The 24,877-nt window shown below is 69.8% G+C and carries 15 protein-coding genes; 12 read left to right on the top strand and 3 right to left on the bottom strand.

Annotated elements, in window-relative coordinates:
• Nucleotides 1–48 precede the first annotated feature (48 nt).
• The 3 genes from ACIQOU_RS00665 to ACIQOU_RS00655 all read left to right on the top strand — a co-directional run bounded on the left by ACIQOU_RS00665 (nt 49) and on the right by ACIQOU_RS00655 (nt 5,628).
• On the top strand, nt 49–2,907 hold the full coding sequence (locus ACIQOU_RS00665) for a DEAD/DEAH box helicase (protein WP_401532666.1): 2,859 nt from the start codon (nt 49–51) through the stop codon (nt 2,905–2,907).
• The gene (locus ACIQOU_RS00660; protein ID WP_401532664.1) at nt 2,904–4,160 is read left to right on the top strand and encodes an SWF or SNF family helicase; all 1,257 of its coding nucleotides are present in this window, start codon (nt 2,904–2,906) and stop codon (nt 4,158–4,160) included. Before ACIQOU_RS00665 ends, ACIQOU_RS00660 begins: the two co-directional genes overlap by 4 nt.
• 127 nt (nt 4,161–4,287) lie before the next feature.
• Entirely contained in the window at nt 4,288–5,628 is a 1,341-nt protein-coding gene (locus tag ACIQOU_RS00655; protein WP_401532662.1) for an esterase-like activity of phytase family protein, read from the top strand.
• A gap of 113 nt (nt 5,629–5,741) precedes the next feature.
• Here the strand turns inward: ACIQOU_RS00655 and xylA are convergent, their stop codons facing one another.
• Nucleotides 5,742–6,908, bottom strand: coding sequence for a xylose isomerase (gene xylA, locus ACIQOU_RS00650; protein ID WP_401532660.1), 1,167 nt, complete (start codon nt 6,906–6,908; stop codon nt 5,742–5,744).
• A 187-nt stretch (nt 6,909–7,095) separates the two neighbouring features.
• Between xylA and xylB the strand changes: the two genes are divergently transcribed.
• The 6 genes from xylB (at nt 7,096) to ACIQOU_RS00620 (ending at nt 14,362) form a co-directional block, all read left to right on the top strand.
• Nucleotides 7,096–8,541, top strand: a complete 1,446-nt coding sequence (gene xylB / locus ACIQOU_RS00645; RefSeq protein ID WP_401532658.1) for a xylulokinase — start codon at nt 7,096–7,098, stop codon at nt 8,539–8,541.
• Between the two features lie 10 nt (nt 8,542–8,551).
• Nucleotides 8,552–9,760, top strand: a complete 1,209-nt coding sequence (locus ACIQOU_RS00640) for an ROK family protein (protein ID WP_401532657.1) — start codon at nt 8,552–8,554, stop codon at nt 9,758–9,760.
• Nucleotides 9,761–9,935: 175 nt separating this feature from the next.
• Nucleotides 9,936–10,346 (top strand): hypothetical protein, encoded by a 411-nt coding sequence (locus ACIQOU_RS00635; RefSeq protein WP_401532655.1) that lies wholly within the window; start codon nt 9,936–9,938, stop codon nt 10,344–10,346.
• Between the two features lie 273 nt (nt 10,347–10,619).
• Nucleotides 10,620–11,219 (top strand): N-acetylmuramoyl-L-alanine amidase, encoded by a 600-nt coding sequence (locus ACIQOU_RS00630; protein WP_401532654.1) that lies wholly within the window; start codon nt 10,620–10,622, stop codon nt 11,217–11,219.
• A gap of 109 nt (nt 11,220–11,328) precedes the next feature.
• Entirely contained in the window at nt 11,329–12,609 is a 1,281-nt protein-coding gene (locus tag ACIQOU_RS00625) for a GAF domain-containing protein (protein ID WP_401533602.1), read from the top strand.
• 229 nt (nt 12,610–12,838) lie between these two features.
• The gene (locus ACIQOU_RS00620; protein ID WP_401532652.1) at nt 12,839–14,362 is read left to right on the top strand and encodes an aldehyde dehydrogenase family protein; all 1,524 of its coding nucleotides are present in this window, start codon (nt 12,839–12,841) and stop codon (nt 14,360–14,362) included.
• A 216-nt stretch (nt 14,363–14,578) separates the two neighbouring features.
• On the opposite strand, the gene ACIQOU_RS00615 is transcribed toward ACIQOU_RS00620, so the two are convergent.
• Nucleotides 14,579–15,055 (bottom strand): hypothetical protein, encoded by a 477-nt coding sequence (locus ACIQOU_RS00615; RefSeq protein ID WP_401532650.1) that lies wholly within the window; start codon nt 15,053–15,055, stop codon nt 14,579–14,581.
• Nucleotides 15,056–15,121: 66 nt separating this feature from the next.
• Nucleotides 15,122–15,442, bottom strand: coding sequence for a transposase (locus ACIQOU_RS00610; protein WP_401532649.1), 321 nt, complete (start codon nt 15,440–15,442; stop codon nt 15,122–15,124).
• A gap of 470 nt (nt 15,443–15,912) precedes the next feature.
• On the opposite strand from ACIQOU_RS00610, the gene ACIQOU_RS00605 reads away from it, so the two are divergent.
• From ACIQOU_RS00605 to ACIQOU_RS00595, 3 genes are all read left to right on the top strand, one after another.
• The gene (locus ACIQOU_RS00605) at nt 15,913–22,134 is read left to right on the top strand and encodes a DNRLRE domain-containing protein (RefSeq protein ID WP_401532648.1); all 6,222 of its coding nucleotides are present in this window, start codon (nt 15,913–15,915) and stop codon (nt 22,132–22,134) included.
• Nucleotides 22,135–22,191: 57 nt separating this feature from the next.
• Entirely contained in the window at nt 22,192–22,422 is a 231-nt protein-coding gene (locus tag ACIQOU_RS00600; protein WP_401532646.1) for a hypothetical protein, read from the top strand.
• Between the two features lie 1,150 nt (nt 22,423–23,572).
• The gene (locus ACIQOU_RS00595; RefSeq protein WP_401532645.1) at nt 23,573–24,874 is read left to right on the top strand and encodes an MFS transporter; all 1,302 of its coding nucleotides are present in this window, start codon (nt 23,573–23,575) and stop codon (nt 24,872–24,874) included.
• The last annotated feature ends 3 nt before the right edge of the window (nt 24,875–24,877 follow it).

Below are 24,877 nucleotides of genomic sequence, written 5' to 3'. Positions count from 1 at the left end.
CTCGGCGGCTCCAACCCAGTAGTCAAATTTGAGGAATGCGGCATCTCCGTGCAGAGGATTCCTTCGGCAACACCCTCCGAGATCTCCGAACTGGCCCGCTGCTGCGCTGTCTTCACCCCGGGCGACCCGGCCCGCGCGGGCACCGTCGCCTTCTGGCGACCCGACGGCACCGCCCCGCCGTCCGTCACCATCGGCTCCGTTCAGGACCTCGCGGTCGCCCTGCCCGACGGCGACGATGTCACGTTGGTCAACGTTCCGGCCGTCGTGCTCCCGGTGCGGGAGGCGCTGCCGGTGCTCACGCGTGCGCGTGCCGATGCGCAGGCCCACCCGGCAACCGCCTTCTGGGGAACGGCCGCCGTGCTGGCCCTACAACTCGTGGCACGGGGGCTGCTGCTGCCCGGGCTGTCCATAGGCGACCACGACGCCTGGCGGGTCGGCCCGCTGCCGTCGGCGGATCTCGACCGCGTCCGCGAGCTGGCCGCCGCGCTGCCCCCGCAGGGCCACGCCGCGCCCCTCGACGACACGACGCCCCTGCGGTTGCCCGACCCCGAGCGGCTGCTGCGCGCGTTCCTGGACGCCGTGGCCGACACCCTGCCCCGCTCCCCCGCCGCGCCGCTCGTGACGGGCGGCCCCGCCTACGCCGCCCGGGAACCCCGGCACCTGCCGGAGCAACGGGCGTGGGCCGCCGAGGTGGCAGCGGGTCACGACGCCGGCGTACGGCTCTCGCTGCGGGTCGAGGCGACCGGTCTCACGGAGGCCACGCAGGAGGGCGCACCGGTGGCGTTCCGGGCCGTGCTTCAAGTGCACGCCGTCGGTGATCCGGCGCTGGTGACGGACGCCGTCGAGATCTGGTCCGGGGACGCGGGTGCCGGCTTCGGGCCACGCGCGCGGAGGGACGTTCTGCTGGCGCTGCGTCGCGCGGTCCGGGCCTGGCCGACGCTCACGCCGTTGTTGTCCGCCGGTGTGCCGGACTCCCTCGACCTCGCCGACGACGAGATCGTCGAGCTGCTCGGTGCGGGCGCCCGTGCCCTCGCGGCGGCCGGTGTCGACGTGCACTGGCCCCGGGGGCTGGCGCGTGAGCTGACCACGCGCGCGGTGATCGGCCCGCCGGACGACGAGTCGGAGGCGCGCCGGTCGGCGTCGGGACTGCCGTCGTTCCTGTCCGCCGACGCGTTGCTCGCCTTCGACTGGCGGTTCGCGTTGGGCGACCAGCAGCTCACGCGCGCGGAGCTGGATCGGCTGGCGGAGGCAGACCGGCCCGTCGTACGCCTGCGCGACCAATGGGTCCTCATCGACCCGGAAGCCGTCCGTCGGGCCCGCACCCGGCAGGACCGCAAGGTCACGCCTCTGGACGCGCTCGGTGCCGCTCTGACGGGTTCCGCCGAGGTGGACGGCCTGCGGGTCGAGGTGCAGCCCACGGGCTGGCTGGCGGCCCTGCGGGAGCGGCTCGCGGCACCCGAGGCGCAGGAGCCGGTGGCCCAGCCCGCCGCGCTCGCCGCGACCCTGCGCGACTACCAGCGTCGCGGCCTGAACTGGCTGGCCGGGATGACGTCCTTGGGGCTCGGGTGCTGTCTCGCCGACGACATGGGCCTCGGTAAGACGATCACGCTCATCGCGCTGCATCTGCACCGGCAGAGTGACGTGGCGACGGCCGGTCCGACGCTCGTGGTGTGCCCGACGTCGCTGATGGGCAACTGGCAGCGCGAGATCGAGAGGTTCGCGCCGGGCACGCGTGTGCGCCGCTTCCACGGGGCGCGGCGCGATCTGGACGCCCTGGCCGACGGGGAGTTCGTGCTCACGACGTACGGGACGATGCGCCTCGACGCGGACCGGCTCGGCCGAGCGATGTGGGGCATGGTCGTGGCGGACGAGGCGCAGCACGTGAAGAACCCGTACTCGGAGACGGCACGCCGGCTGCGTTCCATCGGGGCACGCGCGCGCGTGGCGCTCACCGGTACTCCGGTGGAGAACAATCTGTCGGAGCTGTGGGCGATCCTCGACTGGACGACTCCGGGGCTGCTGGGGCGCCTCGGTACCTTCCGGGCGCGTTATGCGCACGCTGTCGAGGGCAGCCGTGATCCGGCGGCGGCGGAGCGGCTCTCCCGGCTGGTGGGGCCGTTTCTGCTGCGCCGCCGGAAGGCGGACCCGGGGATCGCACCGGAGTTGCCGCCGAAGACCGAGACGGATCGTGCGGTGTCCCTGACTGCCGAACAGGCGGCTCTGTATGAGGCGGTGGTGCGCGAGACGCTCGCGGAGATCTCGGGGAGCGGCTCCATGGCGCGGCGTGGGCTGGTCATGAAGCTGCTGACGGGGCTGAAGCAGATCTGCAACCACCCGGCGCAGTTCCTCAAGGAGGAGCGGCCGAGGATCGCCGGGTGCTCGGGGAAGCTGGAGCTTCTCGACGAACTGCTCGACACGATCCTCTCCGAGGGGGCGAGCGTTCTGGTGTTCACCCAGTACGTGCAGATGGCGCGGCTTCTGGAGCGGCATCTCGCGGCACGCGGCGTGGACACGCAGTTCCTGCACGGCGGGACGCCCGTCGCGGTGCGCGAGTCGATGGTGCGGCGCTTCCAGGACGGTGAGGTCCCGGTCTTCCTGCTGTCGTTGAAGGCGGCGGGTACGGGCTTGAACCTGACGCGGGCCGAGCATGTCGTGCACTACGACCGCTGGTGGAACCCGGCGGTCGAGGCGCAGGCCACCGATCGTGCCTATCGCATCGGCCAGACGAGGCCCGTTCAGGTGCACCGGCTGATCGCCGAGGGGACCGTCGAGGATCGCATCGCCGAGATGCTCGGTCGCAAGCGGGAGTTGGCGGATTCGGTCCTGGGCTCCGGCGAAGGAGCGTTGACGGAACTGACGGACGTGGAACTGGCCGACCTGGTCGAACTGCGAGGGGGAGCACGATGAGCGACGACGGTGACCTGGAGCGGACGTTCGCCGCTTTGCCGCCCGGGCGTGAGCGGGGCGGGGCACGGACGTGGTGGGGTCGGGCCTGGCTGAAGGCCCTGGAGGACTCGGCGCTGGATCTCAAGCAGGTGAAGGCGGGACGTCGCCACGCGCGCGCGGGCGGCGTGGGCGCGGTGTCGGTGCGTCCCGGGCGTATCACGGCGGTGGTCCGGAGCGCCGACGGTGCGACGCATCGGGCCGACGTCCTGTTGGCGGAGTTGTCGGACGAGCAGTGGGACCGGTTCCTCGCGATGTCCGTGGAGCGGGCCGGGCATGTCGCGGCGCTGCTGGACCGGGAGATGCCTCCGCATCTGGTGGAGGACGCGCAGTCGGCGGGTGTCGAACTGCTGCCCGGTATCGGTGATCTGGAGCCGGAGTGCGACTGTGGGGCGTGGGACCACTGTGCGCACACGACAGCCCTCTGCTACCAGATGGCCAGCCTCCTGGACGAGGATTCCTTCGCCCTGCTGTTGATGCGTGGCCGCAGCGAACGCGCCCTCTTGGACGCCCTCCAGGCCCGCAGCACGGTCCCGACGCCGGTGTCGTCCACGCCCGAGGGCGTCGATGCCGCCGAGGCCTACGCGACCGGCGCTCTCCTGCCGCCGTTGCCCGCGCTGCCTGAACTGCCGTCGGAGCCGGGCACACCGCCGTCCTTCGACAGCGAGACTCCGCCCGCCCCCGGCATCGACCCGGCAGGTCTGCGCCACTTGGCGGCCCTGACGGCGATAGAGGCGCGTCGGCTGCTCGTGGAGGCTCTTCGGGAAGACGCCTTCGCGCGCGAGGAGTTGACGATCGCCCAGGATGCGGTGCGGTTGGCGTCCGGGGTCTCGGACGGGCTGGTGCTGACACGGCTCGCGCAGGGGTCCGGCCGGAGTCCGGAGGCGCTGGCGGGAGCGGTGCGGGCCTGGCTGACGGGTGGCGTCGACGCGTTGTCCGTGTGGGACGAGGAGTGGTCCGTCTCCGGCGAGCGGCTCGCACGCGCGCGTGCCGCGCTGGACGCGGCGTGGGAGCCCGCCGAGAGGCCTTCGCTGCGGGCAGGCGGGAACCGGTGGACGGTCGTCGGCGGCGACGCACAGCTCCGGCTGGGCCGGGACGGACGCTGGTGGCCCTACCGCAAGGAGCGTGGTCGCTGGCTGCCCGCGAGCGGGCCGTCGAGGGACCCGGCGACCGCGCTGGCGGGGTGCGGCGTGCCGTTCGGTAAGGAGGCCCTCTGAGGCCCGTGGAGGGCGATGTCCGGGTGCTCGGACAGCCGACGCCCTGCGTTCATCCAGGGGCTGCCGGGTATTCGTCCCTGGGCCCAAGCCTGGACGCTGTCCCCGCACTTGCCCTTCAGGAGGTCCGATGTCCCCGCACGCCACCGGCCGGCACCACGTCAGACGCGCCGTCGCAACGGGCGTCCCGCTGGCGGTGATCGCGGCCCTCGTGGCGGCCGGCCCGGAGGCGAGCGCCGCCTCCCGGGACGCGCACGTCACGGGGACCGCCACGCTCGGCGACATCCCGCTCGGCCCGTTCAGCAACGCGCTGCTGCCCTCGACGGTGGACAACGACCGGGGCGTCGACCTCGGCGGTATCGGCAGCGACATCTACCCGACGGGTCGCAAGAACGAGTTCTGGACCGTCACCGACCGTGGCCCCAACGGCCAGATCAAGGTGTCCGGAACGAAGCGGCGCACGTTCCCGGTGCCGGGCTTCGACCCGGCGATCGTGAAGATCCGGGTCTCGGGCGACACCGTGAAGGTGCTCGACGCGATCCCGATCACCACCGCCTCCGGCAAGGCGGTCACCGGGCTGTCGAACCAGGAAGGGCGCGACGAGGCGCCCTACTCCTACGACGCCAAGACACCGTTGTCGTACAACCCGAACGGGTTGGACACGGAGGGCATCGTCCGGGCGGCGGACGGGACCTTCTGGCTCGTCGACGAGTACGGGCCTTCTCTGGTGCACGTCTCCGCGCGCGGGAAGGTGCTCACGCGGTACGTGCCCAAGGGGCTGGGTCCGACGGGCGCGGACTACCCCGTCGTCGAGGCGCTGCCCGCCGTTCTGCTGCACCGGAAGATCAACCGTGGATTCGAGGGGCTCGCCCAACTGCCCGGCGGCGACCTGGTGATCGCGATGCAGAGCCCGCTGTCCCTGCCGGACGAGGATGCCGGTGAGGGGTCGCTCACCACCCGGCTGCTGCGTTTCTCGCCGAGGAAGAAGGCGGTCACCGCCGAGTACGCGTACCGCTTCGACCCGGTGAACGTGGTGGACCCGAGCGAGGACGACACCTCCGAGCTGAAGATCTCCTCCGTGGTCGCAGTGGGCGGCGACCGCCTGCTCGTCGAGGAGCGCACCGACAAGGCGGCCCGGCTCCAGGTCGTCGAGCTGGACCGGCGGTCGAACATCCTCGGCGGCCGGTACGACGACGCCACCACGTCACCGTCCCTTGAGCAGTTGGCCGACCCGGCGGCGTCGGGTGTGCCGGTGCTGCGCAAGCGGCTGGTCGTCGACCTCGGCAAGGTGAAGGGCGTGCCCGGGAAGATCGAGGGCATCGCGCGCGTAGACGGCGACACGCTCGCCCTGATCAACGACAACGACTTCGGTATGACGGACGGCGCGGAGGCGTTCGACGCGCAGGGCCGCCTGGTCGACAGCGGCATCGAGACGTCCGTGACCTACGTGCGGCTTCCGCACCGCATCTGACGGTCGTCACAGTCCGTCGGCCGTGCGGTCCGAGGCCGTGCGGGAGTTGTCCCACGACGTGCGCCGCGTCCCCGTCACCTTGACGGGGACGCGGCGCACGCGTGCGTGGAGGCTCAGCCGCGAGCTCCCAGCAGGTGGTCCATGGCCAGCTGGTCGAGGTGCTCGAAGGCCATTCCACGGGCACCGGCGGCCTCGATGTCGAAGCCCTCGAAGGAGGCCGTGTCGGCGAGCAGGCCCTCAAGGCCGTCCTCGGCGGTCGGCTGGACGAGCTGGTCCAGGCGCGAGGCGCGCAGGGCCTCCTGCACCTCCGGGTCGGCGCGGAAGGACGCGGCGCGGTCCTTGAGGATGAGGTAGTTGCGCATGCATCCGGCGGCCGACGCCCACACCCCGTCGAGGTCCTCGGTCCGCGGCGGCTTGAAGTCGAAGTGGCGCGGGCCCGCGTATCCGGCGGTCTCCAGAAGGTCGACGAGCCAGAACGCCGCCCTGAGATCACCGGCGCCGAACCGCAGGTCCTGGTCGTACTTGATGCCGGACTGGCCGTTCAGGTCGATGTGGAAGAGCTTGCCCGCCCACAGGGCCTGCGCGATGCCGTGCGGGAAGTTGAGCCCGGCCATCTGCTCGTGGCCGACCTCGGGGTTGACGCCGTACAGCTCCGGGCGCTCCAGGCGCTCGATGAACGCGAGGGCGTGGCCGACGGTGGGCAGCAGGATGTCGCCGCGCGGCTCGTTGGGCTTGGGCTCGATCGCGAAGCGGATGTCGTAGCCCTGGGAGATCACGTACTCGCCGAGGAGGTCGAAGGCCTCCTTCATGCGGTCGAGCGCGGCCCGCACGTCCTTGGCACCGCCGGACTCGGAGCCCTCACGGCCGCCCCACGCGACGTAGGTCTCGGCGCCCAGTTCCACCGCGAGGTCGATGTTGCGGATCGTCTTGCGCAGGGCGTAGCGGCGCACGTCACGGTCGTTGGCGGTGAAGGCGCCGTCCTTGAACACGGGGTGCGTGAACAGGTTGGTGGTCGCCATCGGCACCTTCATGCCGGTCGCGTCGAGGGCCTGGCGGAAGCGCTTGATGTGCGACTCGCGCTCGGTGTCCGAGGCCCCGAAGGGGATCAGGTCGTCGTCGTGGAAGGTGACGCCGTGGGCGCCGAGTTCGGACAGGCGCTGCACCGACTCGACGGGGTCGAGGGCACGCCGCGTGGCGTCGCCGAACGGGTCCCTTCCCTGCCAGCCGACGGTCCACAGGCCGAAGGTGAACCTGTCCTCGGGGGTGGGCTGGTAGCTCATGCGGCGGCTCCTCGCTCGCTTGCGACTATTTCGTCATGGCGGTTTACAAATTAGTATGCGGACGCATCCCTGGGAAGGGACACGATGTCCCCGAAGGGGTGGGGCGCCGGTCCGTGCGGCCGGAGCGTTCTCGAATCAGCAGGTCAGAGACTTCAGAGCCCGCAGAGCCGCAATAAGGGAGAGCCCGATGTCAGCAGCCGAGGGTCCGCTCGTCGTCGGCGTGGACACGTCCACCCAGTCCACCAAGGCGCTCGTCGTCGACGCGGCCACCGGTCAGGTCGTCGCGAGTGGCCAGGCACCGCACACCGTCACGACCGGGGCGGGCCGGGAGAGCGACCCGCGTCAGTGGTGGGGCGCCCTGGGTGAGGCGTTGCGCCAGTGCGGCGACGCGGCACGGGAGGCCGCGGCGGTGTCGATCGGCGGCCAGCAGCACGGCCTGGTGACGCTGGACGCGCGGGGCGAACCGGTCCGCCCGGCGCTGCTGTGGAACGACGTGCGTTCGGCACCGCAGGCCCGCCGTCTCATCGACGAGTTGGGCGGCCCGAAGGGCTGGGCGGAGCGCACCGGGAGCGTGCCCGGGGCGTCGTTCACGGTCACGAAGTGGGCCTGGCTGGCGGAGCATGAGCCGCAGGCGGTCCGCGCCACGAAGGCGGTGCGGCTCCCCCACGACTACCTCACCGAGCGGCTGACGGGCGAGGGCACCACCGACCGCGGCGATGCCTCCGGCACCGGTTGGTGGGCGGCCGGGGCGGAGGCGTACGACGAGGAGACCCTCGCGCATGTGGGCCTCGATCCCGCGCTGCTGCCCCGCGTGGTGCGGCCCGGCGAGGTGGCGGGCACCGTGCGCGACCCGCACGATCTGCCGTTCTCCAAGGGCACCCTGGTCGCCCCGGGCACCGGCGACAACGCCGCTGCCGCGCTCGGTCTCGGGCTGCGTCCCGGGGTGCCGGTGCTCAGTCTGGGCACGTCGGGCACGGTGTACGCCGTCTCCACGCGGCGTGCCGCAGATCCGACCGGCACGGTGGCGGGCTTCGCCGACGCGCAGGGCGACTGGCTGCCGCTGGCCTGCACGCTGAACTGCACGCTCGCCGTCGACCGGCTGGCCGCCCTGCTGGGTCTCGACCGCGAGGCCGTGGAGCCGACGTCCGGTGTCACGCTGCTTCCGTACCTGGACGGCGAGCGCACCCCGAACCTGCCGAACGCCTCGGGGCTGTTGCACGGCCTGCGTCACGACACGACGGCCGGTCAGCTTCTTCAGGCCGCCTACGACGGTGCCGTGCACGCGCTGTTGGGCGCTCTCGACCTGGTCCTCGACGAGGAGGCGGACCGTTCGGCTCCGCTGTTGCTGATCGGCGGCGGGGCGCGGGGCGGCGCCTGGCAGCAGACCGTGCGCCGGCTGTCGGGGCGACCGGTGCGGATTCCCGAGGCGAGAGAGTTGGTGGCACTGGGCGCGGCAGCGCAGGCTGCGGGGTTGCTGACCGGCGAGGACGCCTCGGCGGTCGCCCAGCGCTGGAACACCGCGGCCGGCCCGGTCCTCGACCCGGTGGAGCGGGACGAGGCGACGCTGGCCAGGATCTCCGGGGTACTCTCCGACGCGGCCCCGCTGCTGGAACGGGGCGACGACGGCCGTTGAGGACGGGGGCATGACCGCACCGCCGCACGAGGCGCACCCGGCCGGACCCGGGCGGGCGCTGCCCGACACGCAACAGGGCATGCGCCGCCGCAATCTGGCCCGGGTGATGCACACGGTCAGCGCCGAGGGGCCGTTGTCCCGTGCCGCCGTCGCCTCGCGCATCGGTCTGACCCGAGCTGCCGTGTCGAGCCTCGTCGACGAACTCATACGCTCCGGGCTGCTTCAGGAGCTGGGACCCGAGCGGCCGGGACGGGTGGGGCGGCCCGGCTCGGCGCTCGCCGTCAGCGGGCTCGGCCCCGCCGGGATCGGCGCCGAGGTCGGCGTCGACCATCTCGCGGTGTGCGCCATCGACCTGCGGGGAGAGGTGCGGGCGCGGGCCGTGCGGCACGGCGTGAACCGGGGCCGTCCGGCCGCACCGGTGCTCGCCGAACTCACCTCCCTGGTCCGCCGGGTCGTCGCCGAGGCGGAGCGCGAGGGGCTGTGGCCGGCGGGGCTCGCGGTGGCGGTGCCCGGCCTGGTGGCCCGCGACGCCCGTACCGTCGTGCGGGCCCCGAACCTGGACTGGCGGGACACCGACCTCGGCACTCTGCTGCCCGGCGGGTTCCCGCTGACGGTCGACAACGAGGCCAACTTCGGCGCCCTGGCCGAACTCTGGCTCGGCGAGGCCACTCCCCCCGACTTCCTGCATGTGTCGGCCGAGATCGGCATCGGTGCCGCGGTCGTGGTGGACGGCGGGCTGCTGCGTGGGACGCGGGGTTTCGCGGGCGAGCTGGGTCATGTCCCGGTCCGCCCGGAGGGGCCGGCGTGCCCGTGCGGCGGGCGTGGCTGTCTGGAGCAGTACGCCGGTGAGGAGGCGGTGCTGCGGGCGGCGGGGCTCCAGCCGGGCGAGGACCGGGTCGGTCTGCTCGCGGACCGCGCCGCCGAGGGCGACGAGGACGTGCGGCGGGCGCTGCGCGACGCGGGCACGGCGCTCGGCATCGCGCTGACCGGCGCGGTGAACCTCCTCGACCCCGAGTGCGTGGTCCTCGGCGGTGCCCTGTCGGGGCTCGCGCCCTGGCTGCTGCCGTCGCTTGAGGAGGAGTTGGACCGGCGTACGGCGGGCGCGGCCTGCCCGGTGTCGGTGTCCCGGCTGGGTCCCGAGGGCCCGTTGCTCGGCGCCGCGCACTCGGTGGTGCGGGCCGTCCTCGACGACCCCGCCTCGGTGGGCGAACGGGCCTGAATCCAGGGCGAGTTCACCCGTGTGAGTGACCGAGTTATCCACAATCGGACCGTCGTCCACGAATCCCCGCCAGGCCCTTCTGCCCGTCTCTGCGGCGCCGTACCGTGATTCACGTGAGGCGCTCCCGACCTGTCGGTGACGCCCGGTATGACGGCGTGAATTGAGGGGGATTCACATGACGGTAGGGGCGGAGGGAAGGCTCGGCGGGAGTGCCGGGCGCCGGCAGTTCGGTGTCTGGCTCCGGCGGCTCTGGTTCGGTGTCGGGCTCCGGCGACTCTGCGGCTTCGGTGTCGGCCACCGGCAGCGGGCTGGGCGGGAGACCTACCTGGGCGGACGTGTGCGGTCGGGCGGGAGAACGGCCCGTGAGGTCGCGGCGGGGTATGCGGTGTACGCGGGAGTGGTCGTCGCGCTGCTCCGGAGCATCGTCGACCTCCTGAAGAGGCCGAACTGCCTCAGCACGCCGGCCTCGCCGTGGCCGCGCGTCGGGTCGGACACGTCCATCACCTCGACGGTCCCGGTGCGTCCGGCGGAGGGCACGTTCCGAATATCGCGCTCGGCCGGTGCGGCGGCCGTCGCCGGGGACTGACGGGCCGAGGTGTTCGGTGAACTGAACGTGTGTCAGTTCGCGACGCGGGCGGTCGAGTCGCCGTTGCCCGGTCTGTACGGCGGCGCCTGGCACACGGGTATGAACCACCTGTACGTGCGCGGCGGAGATCCGCGAGGTGAGGCCGCCGCCGCGCGAGACTCACCCCGGTACGCCCGCTCGACGGCGAGAGATCACAGCGGCAGCCTTCCAGCACCGAACGACGCCCCGCCCGAGCGGAACCACCCGACTCCCTCATCCGAGAGGCAGCGCCCGATGGACCGACCAAGACCACACCTGAACAGGCGGCGTTTCCTGAAGGGGACCGCTCTCGCCGCCGTCCCCTACGCGTTCCTTCCCGACGCCCAGGCCGGTGCGGAGGCACAGGCCGTCGACTATCCCCTCGCGGACTGGCAGCCGGCGACCGGGTCCAACTACACCGTCTCGCACCGCCCGTCCAGCTACTCCGTCGACTACGTCGTCATCCACGTCACGCAGGAGACCTACTCCGACACGTTGGCCATCTTCCAGAACCCGGCGAAGAAGGTGTCCGCGCACTACCTGGTGCGCTCGGCCGACGGGCATGTGGCGCAGTGCGTGCGGGAGGCGAACATCGCCTGGCACGCCGGGAACTGGGACTACAACACCCGCAGCATCGGCATCGAACACGAAGGGTGGGTGGACCAGCCGGCCTACTTCACGAACGCCCTGTACGAGCAGTCGGCGAGACTCACGGCGGCCGTCTGCGACACTTACGACATCCCCAAGGACCGGTCCCACATCCTCGGGCACTACGAGGTACCGGGCACCGACCACACCGATCCCGGCCCGCACTGGGACTGGACGCGCTACATCAGACTCGTCAACTCCGCCTGATTTCCGCTGGTTCGGGGGTTCATTCGAGTGACCGCGGTGGAAAAGGTTGTCCGCGCCGGTACTCGGAGTGACGATGTCCTCAGCCGCATCGCTCTTCGGGGAGGCCGAGTTGACCGATCCGTGGGTTGCCCTGGAACCGGGGGCCGACCACGCCGCACACGCACGGATACTGCGTCGGGCGCACGAGACGTTCACCTCGGTTGGCGCCGTACCCCGGCCGGTGCGTGCCGTGGTGGCCGAATCCTGGCGGCGCTCCGCGCGGGCCGGCGTGGGGCCCGACGGGACCGCCGACGTGGACCTGGTCGACGGTGATCTCGGTGCCTACCGGGCGGAGCATCCGCTCGCTCGGGTGATGCCGGTGTTCCGGGAGTTGCTCGGGACGTTCGCCGTGGACGGGGAGCATCTGCTGGCGGTGTGCGACGCGCACGGCAGGCTGCTGTGGGTGGAGGGCCACCCGGCGACCAGGGCACGGGCGCAGCGGATGAACTTCGTGCCGGGTGCCCGGTGGGCGGAGTCGGCGATGGGGACCAACGCGCCGGGGACGGCGATCTCCGTGGACCGGCCAGTGCAGGTGTTCGCCGCCGAGCACTTCGCACGGAGCGTCCAGCCCTGGACGTGCGCGGCGGCCCCGGTGCACGATCCGCGGACCGGACGGGTGCTGGGCGCCGTCGACATCACCGGCGGGCACGGGCTGGCGCATCCGCACAGTCTGGGGTTCGTGCAGGCGGTGGCGCGGGCCGCGGAGTCCCAGTTGGCGCTGCTGGTGCCGGCCGAGCGGTCCGGTGAGGGCGCACCGGAGCTGACGGCGCTCGGCCGGGACGAGGCGTTGCTGCTGATCGACGGGCGCAAGGTCAGGCTGAGCCGTCGGCACAGCGAGATCCTGGTGCTGCTCGCGCGGCACCCGGAGGGCCTGACCGGTGACGAGTTGCTGTGCGCGTTGTACGAGGACGAGTCGGTGACGCCCGTGACGCTGCGGGCCGAACTGACGAGACTGCGAAGGGTGTTGGGGGCCGATCTGTTGGGGTCGCGGCCGTATCGGCTGACCGTGCCGGTGGAGTGTGATGTCGCGGTGGTGGAACGGAGGTTGGAGAGCGGGGCGGTGGCGGCGGCCGCGGCAGCGTATGCGGGGCCGTTGTTACCGGCGTCCCAGGCACCCTCGGTGGTAAGGCTCAGGCAGCGACTGGCCGACGCGGTGCGGACGGCGTTGATCGCCCGGCGTGATCCCGATCTGCTGGCCGACTGGGTGTACGCGCCGTGGGGTGAGGACGACCTCGATGTCTGGCGGGCGTTGGCGGCGGTCCGGCCGACGGCGACGTTCCTGGCCCGGCTCGCGGGACTGGAGTCGGAGCTGGCCGCACCGGCGGTCTGGCGACGGACGGCTTCACGGTAGGGGGTGAGGGCTGGGGGGGGTGGCACCGGCTTCACGGAGGGGACGGGGGCGGAGGGGAGGGGGTGGGGGCGGGGGGGGAGGGGCCCCACCCCCGCCGCCTCTCTCACTCCGACCCCGACCCCCACCCCGACCCCGACCCCCCAGCAACGTACTTGCAACCCCCCGCTACTTAAATTCGCCGCGGACGTTGCCCAACGGCGGGCGGCGCATCTGGAGGAGGCGGACCGGTATGACTCGTTACGCGGCACCTGGCACCGAAGGCTCGATCGTCTCCTATCAGCCGCGCTACGACCACTTCATCGGTGGGGAGTATGTGCCGCCGGCTCGCGGGCAGTATTTCGAGAATCCGTCGCCGGTGAATGGTCAGCCGTTCACGGAGGTCGCGCGGGGTACGGCGGAGGACGTGGAGCGGGCGTTGGACGCGGCGCATGCGGCGGCGCCGGGTTGGGGTCGGACGTCGGCGGCGGAGCGGTCCGGCATCCTGCTGAAGATCGCCGACCGGATGGAGGCGAACCTTGAGGCGCTCGCGGTCGCCGAGACCTGGGAGAACGGCAAGCCGGTGCGGGAGACGCTGGCCGCTGACATCCCGCTCGCCATCGACCACTTCCGGTACTTCGCCGGGGTGATCCGTGCGCAGGAGGGTTCACTCGGAGAGTTGGACGACGACACGGTGGCGTACCACTTCCATGAGCCGTTGGGCGTGGTCGCGCAGATCATTCCGTGGAACTTCCCAATCCTGATGGCGACGTGGAAGCTGGCGCCGGCTCTGGCTGCGGGCAACGCGGTTGTCGTCAAGCCCGCCGAGCAGACGCCGGTGTCGTTGCACTACTGGATGAGTCTGGTCGCGGATCTGTTGCCGCCGGGTGTGGTGAACATCGTCAACGGGTTCGGGGTCGAGGCGGGAAAGCCGTTGGCGTCGAGTCCGCGGGTGGCGAAGGTGGCGTTCACCGGGGAGACCACGACGGGCCGGTTGATCATGCAGTACGCGGCGGAGAACATCAAGCCGGTGACGTTGGAGCTGGGGGGCAAGTCGCCGAACCTGTTCTTCGACGATGTGTGGGCGCAGGACGACGACTTCCGTGACAAGGCGCTTGAGGGCTTCACCATGTTCGCGCTCAATCAGGGCGAGGTGTGTACGTGTCCGTCCCGGGCGCTCGTGCAGCGGGGGCGGTATGCCGAGTTCATGGAGGCGGCGGTCGCCCGTACCGAGTTGATCAAGTCGGGGAATCCGCTGGACACCGAGACGATGATCGGCGCGCAGGCTTCCAACGACCAGTTGGAGAAGATCCTCTCCTACATGGACATCGGTCGGCAGGAGGGTGCCCGGGTGCTCACGGGCGGGGAACGGATCGAGCATGAGGGTGAGTTGAAGGGCGGGTACTACATCCAGCCGACCATCTTCGAGGGTGACAACCGGATGCGGGTCTTCCAGGAGGAGATCTTCGGTCCGGTCGTCGCGGTGACGTCCTTCGACAACTTCGACGACGCGATGAAGATCGCCAACGACACGTTGTACGGTCTCGGCGCCGGTGTGTGGACCCGGGACATGAACACGGCGTACCGGGCGGGTCGTTCCATCCAGGCGGGGCGGGTCTGGACGAACTGCTATCACGCGTATCCGGCGCACGCGGCGTTCGGCGGGTACAAGCAGTCCGGGATCGGGCGGGAGAACCACAAGATGATGCTGGAGCACTACCAGCAGACGAAGAACCTCCTCGTGTCGTACTCGCCGAAGAAGCTGGGCTTCTTCTAAAGGCAAACGAAAGGGTGCCTGACCTGAGAAAATTCCCGTCAGGCACCCTTCTGAGCCATCATTCGAACAGCAAGGAGAAATGCTTCCTTACTCCCACTTGGCCCCACCGCCATCCCACCCCTGACCAGTTGGTCACGGTATTTCCGGGCCAACTCACGGATAACTCGGCCTCATCCGACGCTGGAGACTCCTCTCAACGGTTCATGGGGTCCTCGATCATTTGGTTGGCACGGTCGCGTGTTCCAGCCAGGAACTTCGCGCAGTACCGGAAGAGCACCTGAATGCTCCGGGATCGCCTTCGCCGTGTGGGTAGGTCCGGCTTCGCATCACATCACGGTTGGAGATCGCATCGAGGTCGTACTCGGCCACCTGGATGATGCGGAGGGCATCGCCAGGCAGGAGGTCGGGGAGGGAGCCCTCGACATATCGGATGTTCTCTTCGAGCTCTTCGAGGCGCCCGAGTAAATGCTTGGTCAGCGTGTCGCGGACGACATCGAATTCCAGCCCCATCTCTTCCCGGAGTTGGTTCGCTGCTCGCTCGGGCAGGTCAACTGGGTCGTAGTAGCCGTTGGACCCCTCAATGAAGCGATCGAGTTCAGGCCCCGTGCCGTCGTCGGAGGTCGATCCGGGACTGTATGTGGAAAGGACAGTGCAGGCAGTATCGAAATAGATCAGCCCAGCGGGACGGATCACTTCGGGACGGTGGTGATCGCGGTGGTAGGTCTCGTTGCGATGCTCGTGCAGTCGCTTGGTGACTGTTTAGGGGTTTACGCGGTTTCGGGCAGGGTGAAGGGCCGCCCGTCGAAGAGGTCGCGGAGGGGGGTTGTGTCCGTGCTTGCGGACGGTGGAGATGTAGGAGCGGAAGCGGGCGAAGCGCCTCGTGCCAGTCAGAGTGCGCCAGCAGCCGGAGACTTTCTGCTGGACCTTGACCATCCGCTGGTCCCGTTCGGCCTGGTTGTTGTCGAAGGGGACGCGGCGATGATTGCAGCCTGCGCAGACACCAGCAGCTTCAGCATCCAGGTGCGTCGGTGTCCACCCGCACAGGTGGATGCCGGCCCGTGGGACGAGATCGTCGACCACAGCGTCGTAGCACCCACCGGCGCCCTACACGTCACGAGCGTCATGCATCCAGGCCCACGTACAGGTGGAGCGCCCCTCAGCCCCTCGGACCTGACGCAACCGCAAGGGCGTTCTTCACCAACCATGGCGCGCTTCTTACCCTTTAGGCTGATTTTCCATAAAGAATCAGCCAAGATCGATCCCCGGGCAACCTGCGGATGGACTCCGACCGCACAGCGACCCAAGGGGGAATGCTGACCTTTTGCGGTATTCACACAGGATGCACCCAGGAAGGCTCAGCGGCCCCATTCAGGCACCTTTGCCTCGACTTGGCGAAGTGCACAGCCGCCCCAAAGATGACTTGTGATGGCGATGTAAAGATCTGCTGCTCAACCGTCACGCGTGTCAACAGTTGAAAGATCACGGGGTTCTTCGTGCGTAGCAGATCGCGGTCCGGCAGATCCGGTTCCCGTTGGAGATCGGTGTGCCTCGTGGCCGCCGCTGTTCTGGTCGCTGAGGCGGCGTTGACCGTCGCCGACACCGGTGCGGCCGTCGCCCTGCCCGGCGCCGCGGCCACGTCGTCCACCACGGCCGCCGCTTCCGCGCAGTACGGTGCCGCCGAGGCGAAGGACGCCACCTCCGCCCTGCTGACCGCCCGGTTGCAGAACCGGAAGATTGAGGTCCTGTCGGAGCGGACCACAGACTCGACGACCTACGCGCTGGCCGACGGCAACATGCAGACCGAGGCCTACGCCGGCCCGGTCCGGGTCAAGCAGGGCGACGGCGGCTGGCAGGACATCGACACCGATCTGTCCGACGCCGGCGCCGACCTGGAGCCCCAGGTGGCCGCCGCCGACATCGCGGTGTCGGACGGCGGTGACACCGACCTCGCCTCGGTCGCCAAGGGCGGCAAGTCCTTCGGTCTCGGGTGGCAGGACAGACTCCCGACACCGACGGTGAAGGACGCGACCGCCTCGTACGATCTGGGTGACGGCGAGACCCTGTCGGCGACCGCGCTGGCACAGGGCTTCTCGGAGCACATCACCCTGGACAGCCGGCCAGCCGACTCCGCTGTCAGCTTCCGAATACCCCTGCGTCTGAAGGGCCTGACCCTGTCCCAGGCCGACTCCGGGCACCTGCTGCTGAAGGACGCCGACGGCAAACTGGTCGCTGAGGCCCCGGCGCCGATGATGTGGGATGCGAGCAAGGACACCGGCTCCGGCGAGTCCGCGCACCAGGAGCAGATCGCGACGAAGGTCGAGACCGCGGACGACGGCTCCCAGACCCTGGTCCTCACCCCGGACCCCGATTTCCTCGACGCGGCCACCTATCCGGTCACCGTCGACCCCACCTCCACGCTCGCCGTGACCACCGACACCTGGGTGCAGACCCCGGACTACACCGACTCCCAGGTCTCCTCGCAGGAGTTGAAGTCCGGCACGTACGACAGCGGGAGCGATGTCGCCCGCGCGTACCTGAAGTTCGACGTGTCGAAGTTCGCCGGTACGGACATCACGTCGGCGACGATGAAGCTCTACAACTACTACTCCTCCACCTGCTCGGCCTCCGGCCCTGCCACGCAGGCCCGCCGGATCACCTCCAACTGGTCCTCGTCCTCGGTCACCTGGTCCGCCCAGCCGTCCACGACCACGACGGGGATGGCGACCAACTCCGGCCACTGGGGCTACTCCTCCTCCTGCCCGGCCGCCTGGTCGAACTGGGACCTCCAATCGATCGTGCAGACCTGGGTGGACGGCTCCCCCAACTACGGCCTCCAGCTGCGCAGCGCCGACGAGAGCGATTCGACGACCTGGCGCCGCTTCCGGTCCGCGAACTACACCACTTCCGGATATGCCCCGAAGCTGGTGGTCACCTACAACTCCTATCCCTCGAAGCCGACTTCGGCCGCCGTGTCCCCGTCCGCCGTCAACGCCTACAACGGCAAGCGGTACGTGACGACGTACACACCGACCCTGTCCGCCAAGGTCTCCGATCCCGACGGCTCCTCGCTCAAGGCGCAGTTCGAGATCACCAACGATCCGGCCTACCCGGGCGAGACGTCGTACGCGTACACCGCCACCTCGTCGTCGGTGTCCTCCGGCGGGACCGCCACACTGGCCGTGCCGAGCACGAGCCAGCTGGCCGGCGCGCATCTGCGCCTGCGGGTGCGCGGCTACGACGGCACGGACTACGGCGCCTGGTCGTCGTACGTCTCCTTCGTGCCGAACGTCGCCAAGCCCGCCGCGCCCACGGTCTCCTGCTCCCCCTACACGTCAGGGAGTTGGACGGACCAGTCGAGCAGCGGCGCGACCTGCACCCTGTCCACCACGTCCAGCGACGGCGCGGGCTACCAGTGGGGCCTGGACGACAAGACCGTCCCCAACAAGGCACTCGACACTACCGACGGCAACGGCGGCGAGTCGCGGACCATCACCGTCAAGCCGGGCAACGGCTGGCGCACCCTGTACGCCCGCACCGTCGACTCCGGCGGCAGCATTTCCACCGCCACCACTTCCTACGCCTTCGGCGTGGGCAAGGCCGGCCTGGTGTCCCCCGTCACGGGGGACACCACGGACGACGACGTGACCTTGTCGGCCACCCAGTCCGGGGCATTCACCGGAGTGACGTACCAGTACCGGATCGGCGACAGCGTCGACTGGCAGCCGATTCACGTGACGTACGTGACGAAGGACGGCTCGGCGATCTCCTCCTGGCCCGTCTCCTTCGCCTCCTCCGGCAACCCCGACGGCCTCACGTGGGCGGCGACCAGCCAGCTGACCGACGACGGCCCCGTCCAGGTGCGGGCCCTGTTCACGGACGGCACCAACACCTACGGCACCGACACGGCCACGGTCACCGTCGACCGCAGGGCCGACAACGCGCCCGTCAGCGGGGTCGGTCCGGGCTCCGTCAACCTGCTCACCGGCGATTTCGGCCTCACCACCACCGACGCGGGCGCGTTCGGCGCGGCAGTGACCCGTACTTCCTCCTCCCGTGACCCACTCGCTGGGGCGGGCCAGAGCGGTCAGGTTGCGATCTTCGGCCCCCAGTGGACGTCCGGCATCACCGCTTCCGCGTCCGACTGGACCTACGTGAAGGCGACGTCGACCACGTCGGTCGCCGTCATGGACGCCGAGGGCGGCCAGACCGGCTTCACTCTCAACGCGTCCGGCGGCTGGACCCCCGAACCGGGCGCGGAGAACCTCACCCTGACCGGCACCCTGACAGGCAGCTCCTTCACTCTGAAGGACTCCGGCGGCAGCGTCACCACCTTCAAGAAGGTCGCCAACGCCGCGCCCACGTGGCAGGCGGACACCACGTACGCGGTGAGCGACTCCTCAGCCAACACCACGACCGTGATCTCGCGCGCGGTGACGCTCTCGGACGGCGAGGTGCTCGCCGAGCCGCGGTACGTCATCGCGCCCACCAGCGCGGTATCCGCCACAACCTGCGCCGACGACCCGTCCACGGCCGACTGCCGAGTCCTGGAATTCGTCTACGCATCCGGCACCACCGCGACCTCCTCGGCGCTCGGGGACTACGCAGGCCAGGTCAAGCAGATCAAGCTGTGGGCGACCGCCCCCGGCGGTTCGGCCGCCACCGCGACAACCGTCGCCCAGTACGCGTACGACGCCTCGGGCCGCCTCCGCGAAGCCTGGGACCCGCGCCTGGGCACCCCGCTGAAGACGGCATACACCTACGACGGCGCAGGCCGCGTGGCCACCGAGACCGACCCCGGCGAGCTGCCCTGGACCTTCACTTACGGCACGGTCGGCACCAACGGTGACGCGGGCGACGGCATGCTGTTGTCCGCGTCCCGCCCGACTCTGAAGGCGGGCAGCACCTCGACAACCGACGGCACCGCCACCACCGACGTCGTCTACGACGTACCGATCTCCGGCACCACGGCACCGAACCAGTTGGACTCCGCCACCACGGCAGACTGGGCTCAGCACGACAACCCGGTCTACGCCGCCGCTGTCTTCCCGGCCGGCCCTGCCCCGTCCTCGCACGACGGCTCGACGCTCGGCTCCGGCGACTACGGCACGGCGACGATCAGCTACCTCGACGCGAGCGGCCGCGAAGTGGACACCGCCGTACCCGGCGGGCACATCGCGACCACGGAGTACGATGCAGACGGCGATGTGACCCGTGAACTGACCGCTGGAAACCGCGAGTTGGCACTGGCGACGACAGCCAGCCCCGACCCCCTGCTCGCCGGGGCAATCGCGAGCACGAGCGGCACCGCCGACGCCGCCGATCTCCTCTCCACACTCACCACCTACACCACCGGCACGAACGGCATCGCCCTGGCCTCGGACGTCTACGAACCGCTGCACACCATCACGCTCCAGCACTCCCTCTCCGGTGGCACCAACGACGCCGACCTGACCGCCGACACCGAGGTCCTGGCCCGCGCACACACCGTGTACGCCTACGACGAGGGCCGCCCGAGCGACGCCAAGGTCTCCGGCCTGCTGACATCGACCACGGTGGGCGCGAGTGTCACCGGCTACCCCTCCGACGGCGACCCGTCCAAGGACACCAGCACCTACGACTGGTCGACAGGCCTCCAACTGACCAGCGTCACCGACCCGTCCGGTCTCGCCCTGACCACCGCCTACACCTACGACAGCGACGGCAACCTGCTGTCCACCACCGGTCCCGACAAGAACTCCACCACCCAGACGGTGACCACCTACTGGTCCGCGACCGGCTCCGGCACCTGCCAAGGCCGCCCCGAATGGGCCGGCCTGACGTGCCGGGTAGCACCGGGCGCCGCCATCACCAGCGGCGGCTCCAATCCGTCGGAGCTGGTCACCAAGGCGTACACGTACGACCGTTTCGGCGAGCCCGACACCCTCACGGAGACCGCGAACGGCTCAACCCTCACCACCACCTACACCCGTGACGCGGCCGGCCGGGTGACGAAGAAGTCGATCACCGGCGGCCAGGGCACGGACACCCCCGACACGACCTACACGTACGACGCGTCGACCGGCCTGCTCGCCACCCAAGCGAGCCATTCCCAGACGATCACCCGCACCTACGACAGGCTCGGCAGACAGACCTCCTACGCTGACGGCTCGGGCAACACGACGACCACGGCGTACGACAGCCTGAATCGCCCGGCCACGGTCACCGACTCGGTGCCGTCCACCACGACGTACACGTACGACAGCACGACGGGCTACCCGGCCAAGGTCACCGACTCGGTGGCGGGCACCTTCACTGCCACCGCCTACGACGCCGACGGCGACCTGACCGCAGAGACCCTGCCCAGCGGCTACACCCTCACCCAGACCTACAACACCGTCGGAGCTCCCACCGGTCGTACCTACACCGATTCCTCCGCCACCACCGTCCTCGACGACCAGGCCGACTACACGATCCTGGGCACCGAGTCCGGACACGCGGAGAACAACGGCGCGTCCACCAGCACCGGCTACACCTACGACGGGGCAGGCCGCCTGACCCGGGCGCAGGACGACACCGGCGCCACCTGTACGACCCGGTCTTACACGTTCGCGTCGGCAACGAGTTGGGACCGCACGAAGCAGACGACGGACACGAGCACGACGGACTGCGCCGACACCACCACGACGACCGCCACGACCGCGACCCACACCTACGACAGCGCGGACCGCATCACGGACAGCGGCTACACCTACGACGCGTTCGGTCGCACCCTGACCACACCTGACGCGACACTCACCTACTACACCGACGACCTGGCCCGCAGCGAGGCGACCACCACCACCAAACAGACCTGGAGCCTGGACGCGGCGCATCGCCAGGCGGTCACCACCAACGCCACCAGCACGGACGGCGGCACCACCTGGACCGACGGAACAACGGCGACCAACCACTACGCCGACGACACCGACAGCCCGACCTGGACCACCGACTCCTCCGGCACGATCACTCGCTCGGTCGCCGACGTGGCCGGCGCCCTGGGCGCGACAACGTCCGCGAGCGGTGCCATCATCCTCCAGCTGTCGGACCTGCACGGTGACATGACAGTCACCCTGGCCACGGCCACCACGACCGCGACCGCCTACTCCTACGACGAGTACGGCAACACGACGAACACGTCACGCTACGGCTGGCAGGGCAACTCCCGTGTCGCGAGCGACACCCCCACCGGCCTGACCCTGATGGGCCTGCGCCTCTATAACCCCACGACGGGCCGCTTCCTGCAAACCGACCCGGTCACGGGCGGCAGCGCCACCTCGTACGGCTACTGCAACGGCGACCCGGTGAACTGCGCCGATACGAACGGCCAGTGCCCGTCCTGGCGACACCCGGTCAAGAAAGCGGCCTGCAAGGCCGCCGTTTGGGCCACCGAGTACGGTATCGAAACGGTCGGCGAGGTCTTCTGCGGTGCCGTGGCCAACGTGGTCTTCGCACTGTGCAGCGCGATAGTCACCGGGCTCTCCTCCGCCGCGTCGTACTACGTCGAAACACGCTGGGACGGCGGCTTCTCCTGGGGCGAGGCGATCAGCAACTTCGTCATCGCCGCCTTCGCCGGCGGAGTCCTCGGAGGCGCGACCAAGAAGTTCCTGAAGACCAGTTCCGGGAAAACCTTCCTCCGCAAGACCCGATCGTTCCTGACCAAAGCAGCGGAGAAGGTGGAATCCAAGTTCCCGCGTATCCACCTCTCAGGTCTGGTGACCAGAATCGCCAACGTGATCAAGGACAGGCTGGGTTAGAACGTCGTGGAGAAGCCGAAGAGAACCAGCGAGCCGGAGATGACAGTGAAGGCAGAGATGACAGCTGAGCCGGACGAGAAGAAGCCGGGGTTCACGCTGCTGCGATTCGCCCTCCTGCTCTTCGCCATCGCGCTCGCGCACTTCGCGACGGCCGTCGTCTTCGGCCACTCCGTCACGCACGCACTGGGCAGCCTGGCCGAGGACACGGCCATGCTCATCGTCCTGATCTCCGTGGTCGCCTACATCAGGTCCAGGATGCGGCGGAAGGCGAAGAAGGCACAGAGCTGAGCGGCTCCGGCCAAGGGTGGGTGCCCGGCCATGCGCAGACCAGGCCGATATCCTCGCTCGCCGCCTGTCCCCTGCTACCAACCACACCATCGCGGCACCACACGCCTCACTACCACCAAGATCTGGACCATACGCGGGCCAACTGCCCACATTGCACCCGTCGGACCGACAGCCTTGCCGGCCAGAAGGCCTGGGCTTCTTCTAAAGAGTCGGAAAGGGCGCCCGTTCCGGGAGGAATCCCGTCGGGCGCCCTTCTCACCGCCACGCCCCGGAAGCCCGGCCCCGGAGCCACCGACCGCGTACTCCGGCGAGGCAGCGCTCAACTCCCGCCCACCACCACAGTCCCCCACCCCAGCCCCGGTGGCGAAAAGTCGCCCCTGGCCGAAGCGCGGGCTCAGCAGTCACCCGGCACCGACCAGCCCCAGACGCCGGCCACCGCACCGGCGCCCGAACACCCGGCACCCGACCGTCCCGCGCTCCCATCACCCGGCACCCGGCACCCGGCACCCGGCACCCGGCACCCGCAAAGACGGCGACGGAGCCGTCACCCGGACCTGGCTGACCGTCAGTTTCTGCTGGGCGGCGTCGAGTAACCCCGAGTTCGGTGAGTAACTCACCTGTGACCTTCGGGAGTTCGCCGCGATGTCATGACGCGGCCGACGGGACCGTCTCCGGCGCGGTGACCTGCGGGTGACGGGTGGCGCGCAGCCAGTGACCGGATGTGCGGCCGGACCGCCTTTCTGTGAATTGCCGGGAGGCTTTCTGTGTGTCGCCGGTCAGTGCGTGGTGGCGACTTGATCCCCTCATTCGAACCCCTTTAGCTTCCGTTCATCTCCCGTTCATCTCCCCCCATTCATATTGAGCCAGTTCGCTTCACCCCTTTCACCTCAACACGAACCACCGGGCGTTTCGCCATGGCCCCGTACTGGACAGGCAATACCGGCTTTGAGGTTTCGAAGACGCGACCTGAAGCATTCTGTGCACGAATGATGCGGCAAGCGATGCGCCCCTGCCACCGATGACAACGATGTCAACAAGGCATCGCATCACCAGGGCCCCTCCGGTCGGCACACACACCCTCTTGCGTCACGAATCACTTCAAGAATTAGCCACGAGACACCGCCCTGCGATTCACATTCCGGGACCACAGATGTTCGGGCCTCGGTTGACGGTAGAGAGAAGTGCGTTGAGATACTTTCGCGTCCTGGTCCTAGGCAATGCGATATCCGCATACGGCAGCTATCTCAATATGCTCGCGCTGAGCCTGTTCGCCTACGAGATATCCAAGAGCGCCCTCTTCTCCGGGCTGTTCCTCACGGTGCGGCTCGTGGCGGGGTTCCTCACGGGTTTCGTGGCCGGGCGGGCGACCCGTCATGCCCGGCGGAAAGTCATCATGGTCGCCGCCGAACTCTCCCAGGCCGGTGCCCTGTTGGTGCTGGTCACCGCTCCCTCGGGTGCGCGGGAGGCGCTTCTCTACGGCCTGGCGGTGGTCACCGGTGTCGGCGGAACCGTCTCGCAGGTCTCGTTGCGTTCGATGATTCCCGAGTTGGTCGGACCGGAGTCACGTACCCGGGCCAACGGCCTGCTGGTGACCGGTCGTTCGACGGCGATGGTGCTGGGGTTCGGGTCCGCCGGTGCCGTGCTCTCCTGGGCGGGCTATGACACCGCGTTCCTGCTGGACGCGGGCTCCTTCGTCGTCTCGGCCGCCGCCCTCTCGGTGCTTCCGCTCCAGCCACCGCAGCCCGCTGAACCCGCTCAACCCACCGAGGAGTCGGCCGAGTCCTTCCTCGGTGCGCAACGTGCCGCGCTGCGTTTCCTGCGGGCCGCTCCGATCCTGCTGCCGCTGATCGCGATCCGGGGCATCGACGGGCTGGGTTCGTCGTCGCACAACGTCGCCCTGCCGGTCTACTCCAGTCTGCTCGATCCGCGTCATCCGGCCGTGTTCATGAGCCGGTTCTGGGTGGTGTGGGCGGTCGGGAACATCGTCTTCCAGCAGGCCTTCTCCTGGTACGTCAAGCGCACCGGACGCACCTTTGAGGAACGGGCGTTCGCGCTCGGCACCTGTCTCATGTCGGGGGCGTTCATCCTCGCCTTCTGTGGGTTCCCGGCGGCGGTGACGGTGGTGATCGCGCTGGTCGCGGGCGCTGCCGACGGCTTCACGGAGGTGTCGTACATCTCGCGGCTCCAGGCGCTGCCGGACGAGCAGCGCGGCTATGCCTTCGGTTTCTCGGCGACCGTCGAGAACCTCGGGGTCGGCATCGGGATGGTGCTGACCTCGTCGGCGCTGGAGTTCTTCCGGCCGTTGTCCGTGGTCGCCGGTGCGCACGGGGTCGCCATCGTGACGGCCGTGCTGTTCCTGGCGTATCTGGCCCGCCGCAGGCACCGTTTAGACGTGCCGGCCGGCGGCCGCTTCCCCGTCTCTGTCCCCGCCCACCACGACGAAGCCAGGTGACGG

Source organism: Streptomyces sp. NPDC091279, from assembly GCF_044757465.1.
Classification (GTDB): Bacteria; Actinomycetota; Actinomycetes; order Streptomycetales; family Streptomycetaceae; genus Streptomyces.
The sequence above is the reverse complement of the archived record's forward strand: the minus strand, read 5'-3'. Positions and strand labels throughout refer to the sequence as shown.